Source organism: Streptosporangium sp. NPDC050284 (assembly GCF_044459525.1).
In the GTDB taxonomy this organism is placed as follows: domain Bacteria; phylum Actinomycetota; class Actinomycetes; order Streptosporangiales; family Streptosporangiaceae; genus Streptosporangium.
Map to the genome: position 1 here is coordinate 1 of NZ_JBITIZ010000048.1, position 4,147 is coordinate 4,147.

At 65.7% G+C, this 4,147-nt stretch carries 5 protein-coding genes; 1 reads left to right on the top strand and 4 read right to left on the bottom strand.

What is annotated here, in order from left to right; translation table 11 throughout:
* Positions 1–715 precede the first annotated feature (715 nt).
* From ACIBH4_RS39540 to ACIBH4_RS39555, 4 genes are all read right to left on the bottom strand, one after another.
* On the bottom strand, positions 716–1,180 hold the full coding sequence (locus ACIBH4_RS39540) for a cupin domain-containing protein (protein WP_362522182.1): 465 nt from the start codon (positions 1,178–1,180) through the stop codon (positions 716–718).
* Positions 1,181–1,416: 236 nt separating this feature from the next.
* On the bottom strand, positions 1,417–2,331 hold the full coding sequence (locus tag ACIBH4_RS39545) for an NADP-dependent oxidoreductase (protein WP_362770377.1): 915 nt from the start codon (positions 2,329–2,331) through the stop codon (positions 1,417–1,419).
* A gap of 352 nt (positions 2,332–2,683) precedes the next feature.
* Positions 2,684–2,992: a hypothetical protein gene (locus tag ACIBH4_RS39550; protein ID WP_362522186.1), complete on the bottom strand. Its 309-nt coding sequence runs from the start codon at positions 2,990–2,992 to the stop codon at positions 2,684–2,686.
* A gap of 372 nt (positions 2,993–3,364) precedes the next feature.
* Positions 3,365–3,688 (bottom strand): hypothetical protein, encoded by a 324-nt coding sequence (locus tag ACIBH4_RS39555; protein ID WP_362522226.1) that lies wholly within the window; start codon positions 3,686–3,688, stop codon positions 3,365–3,367.
* Here ACIBH4_RS39555 and ACIBH4_RS39560 point away from each other — a divergent pair, their 5' ends adjacent.
* The gene (locus ACIBH4_RS39560; protein WP_362770379.1) at positions 3,689–4,072 is read left to right on the top strand and encodes a sigma-70 family RNA polymerase sigma factor; all 384 of its coding nucleotides are present in this window, start codon (positions 3,689–3,691) and stop codon (positions 4,070–4,072) included.
* The last annotated feature ends 75 nt before the right edge of the window (positions 4,073–4,147 follow it).

Genomic DNA, 4,147 nt, shown 5'->3' on the forward strand with positions numbered 1-4,147 from the left:
ACGCATGCAATACCGGTCCGATCTCATCACCGGCTTCTTCAACGAGACCGGTCTGCCCTTCGAACTGGCCTAACCCTAGAGATTTAACCTCAGTAGCGCGACCATGTAGACGTGCGAGTCCGCGAACTGTGTCCCAAGGGCCACCTATGGGACACCGAAACGCGGAAAGTGACGCAGAAACGCGGACCCTACACCGGGGTTGCGCATGTGAGCGCGGAGGGCGGACGTGGCGATCGTTATCTGGGGTTGGTAGCACCTTCTCGCAGGTCAGAGCGTGATGATCTTTTCAGGCACGTAAGGCATGCTGGCTGGCGCTTGAAGGCACGTTGCCTCGCAGGCGGGTTCCGGTGTTCGGTCGAGCTCGCGCAGATCGCGCTCGCTGGTCAGGTAGGCGGTGTGCAGACTCGGGCCTCGGCGGGCCTGGCCGAGTGCTGGCTGACGGATTCGTGTGGACGTTCGCGGTCGTCGACTCCGTTGCACCCAAGCAGAGCTGACGGCGGAGTTCGCGGCCTTGGAGGTCAGGCGGGTGGGCGGCCTTCGAGAGGGTTGGCGGCGATCCGCCCCGCGACGTCGTTCCTGACCGATGCGGCGGCGCTGTCCGGCTTTTCATCTGGTCGTCAGGTCTCGATGTCCGAGCTTGGCCGCATGCCGGCGGTGGTACCCGATGCGGGGGTCACGCTGATCAAACCCGCGCCGTTGCGCCCAGCCGATAGCCCTACCTTGGCGGATCGTTGACCTTGAGCTTGTCTCCCGTGTTGGAGACGAAGACGACCAGCAGCTTCGCCGGTTGCGTCCGGCTGGTGTTCTCCGTGAGCACATGGTGGGCGCCCGGCTGCTCAACCCAGTTCTCGCCTTGGCGGTACGTACGCACCGGCTCGCCACCGAGCCGGCTGCGCACAATGCCCTCGAGTACGTAGGCGTAGACGAAAGCCTTGCCGTGCCGATGTGGCACCGCGCGTGCGGCGGGCGGGAAGTTCACGATCGCCGAGGTGAACGTCTTGCCCTTGACATTTGGAAGCGCCTGTTCCAAGAGAGGCGATAGCGTCTCGGACGGTGGCTGCGAAACCGTGGCGGCCACTGGCACCTGGCCGGTCGCAGGCTCTGCTGTGGGCGCGCATGCGACGGACGCGGCCACCATGCCGGCAGCCAGAAGGCTACCGGCAAACCGTACTCGGATCATGACCTCTCTCCTATCCTGCGTGCACCTTTCAGGCGCACCGGGTGATCGCGAGGCGTCCCGTATTCCGCCCCCACACAGCCGAAGTGGTTCACCTGGGGATGGGGCTCGGTCAGGAGGAGTGATGATTATGCTGTCCAGGCATTTCGGAGCCTAACCACGGGCGAATTCAAGCCTTGGCGATGGTCTGCTCAAATGCAGCCGATACAACGTCGCCGGCAACTGAGCCAGCCTGCCGGCTATTCGCCTTCCGTGACCCGGATGATCGTCTTGCCGGGAGTGCGCTGGGCGGGCGCGAACGCGGAGGGCGCCTCGGAGAGCGTCCGCATGGCCCCGACGATCGGGCGGAGCCGTCCGTCCCGGACCCGCCGTGCCAGGTCCGCGAGCCGGGCACGATCGGACTCGACGACGAAGAAGATTGCCTGCCCGTCACGGGGCCGGACCGTGGGTGGCGAGACGATGGTGACGAGCGTGCCGCCGGTGCGCACCAGCGCGGCCGAACGATTCAGGATGTCACCGCCGATCACCACGTCGACCTGACCGGCATCTTCAAGGGGATCGGCCTGCAGGTCTAAAAAGGCATCCACGCCGAGGCCGAGTGCTGTGTCCCTGTCGCCGGCCCTGCCGGTGCCGATCACTCGGGCTCCTGCCTCGCGTGCGAGCTGCACCGCGATAGAACCGACACCGCCCGCGATGCCGTGGATCAGGACGGTCTGGCCGGCAGCTAGGCGGCCGTGATCGAACAGGCCCTGCCACGCGGTCAGTCCTGAGATCGGCAGTGCGGCGGCCACGGTGTGGTCGACGTCGGCCGGCAGCGGCGCGAGGTTGCGGGCTTCCACCGCCACGTACTCAGCCAGCGAGCCGTTGCGGGTCCAGTCGGTCAGCCCGAACACCCGCTGGCCGACGGTCAGGCCGGTTGTTCCGTATCCCAGCTCGACGACGATACCCGACACCTCATGCCCGGGCACACTGGGCGTCCGGTCGTGGCCGGCGCGATCGGACCACGTTCCCGGCCAGTTGAGCTCTCCGGGGGTGAACCCTGCGGCATGCACCCGGACGACGACGTCGTTCTCGGCGGCGTGCGGGTATGGCTCTTCCGTCAGGGAAAGCCCGGCCAGACCGGCAGCGCGGTCTCGAACGGTGATGGCTTGCATGACGGGTCCTCGCTCGTGGTGGAGATATCGAACAGGACGAACGTACAGGCGTTCTCCTCCAGGACGTGCCCCTGCCACGATGTAACGCGCGGATCTGTTCTCAGAAGTGCTGAGCTGGGGTTTCACCCCTGCGTGTGGGTGTCGGAAGTCGTGGGGTTGGGGCTGCGTTCGTGAAGAGGGCGCCGAGGTGGGCCCTTCTCATGCCGGACCGCCTGCGGGCAGCCACCGCCCGCTCAAACCGGTAGTACCGAGGCAGCGTACCTGACATGACTGACATGCCTGAAGACCCCTGAATACTGGTGAGGCAAGTACGCGCCAACCTTACTTACCTGACATGACTGACTACTTGGAGTCACCTAAGATAGTGGGGCTTTCGGAACTCGCGCGTGCGGGGGCAAGGGGCGTGATCGTCGCGGCCCGAAGTATGGCCGTCGGCTCCGCGGCCCTCAAGGCCACGACCTTCGCTGCGCTCAGCTCGTGGCCTTGACCGCCGTCCCTCACGCTCGCGCAGGTCGGCCAGGATGACGTCCAGCACCGCCGGATCGGTTTCGTCCAAGCCCAGGGCGACGTTTTTCCGGGCGAGATCCGCTGCGGCGACTGCGATGAGATCGGGCGATATGCGAGCCGCCCACAAGGCCTCGGAGTCCTGTTCGTTCGTCATGATGTCCCTTACTCCCACCTTACGAGCGGTACAGAAGGACGGACTGGTCAGGGGCGGAACTGCCAAGCGCCACGAGAGTGTCAGTGGGGTCTGCCATGAGACTGTCAGTGATGCCGGTCACATCGTGTCGTACCGTTTAGCCCACCGTCACCGGATAGTTTCACGGACTACCTATCTGAGACGACGTCGCCGCAGGTCGCGTCGCCACCGACCGACGACGAGACGTGTCTCGTTGAGCGTTCCCCTAACGGACACCTCCAGAGGAGGTGAAACGGCCCGGCTCGGGAGGGCCGCGCGATGTTCGGCATGCTGTCGGTCCTGGCCGAGCTGCAACGCGAGCTGGTCGTGGCCAACACGATGGACGGCCTGACCTCAGCCCGCGCCCGCGGCCGGGTCGGCGGACGCCGGCCTAAGCTCACCGCCGACCAGGTCACCCTCGCCCCAGGACCTGTACGACACGCGGGACAAGACCGTCCAGCAGATCGCGGACTTGTTCGGAGTGCCGCGCTCGACGGTGTACGGGCACCTGAAGAGCGACGCCGTACGCCGCCAGCCGAAGAAGCCCCCGGAGAGGGCGTAGGCGGGACGCGGGGTCAGCCAGTCGACCCGCTCGGGGTCGGTCTTGGCAGGGGTCCGAGGCCGAACTGTTGGGAAGATGCGGAAATCGGGATGTAAGAAAGCCTTCCTTCGGACCACTTGCTCTATGAACGTTTGTCCCCGACCGAAGGAACCGGCTTGCCAAACCCCCATGAGCGCTTCACCTCGCTCTACAGCACCTACCAAGCGAGGGTGTACGGCTATGCGGCAAGTCGCGCCGGACATCAACTCGCGGAGGAAGTGGTCAGCGAGACCTTCCTGGTGGCCTGGCGGCGTCTGGACAGCATCCCCGACCACGCGCCGTTACCTTGGCTCCTCCGCGTCGCTCGCAACATTCTGCGCGACAACTACCGGCAGGTTGCACGGCGCGAATCTCTGGAAGCCGAACTGCGAACGTGGATGGAAGAGGCGGCCACCGACGTGGGCGAGCACGCCACCGAGCGCGTCGCTGTACTCCGCGCCCTAGGGCCTGTACGGGGTTGAGATCAGCGGGATTGCCTGCGCGGTGGTTTGTCGTCCTGGTAGGCCATCGTCATGGCGCGTGGAGACCTCACCGAT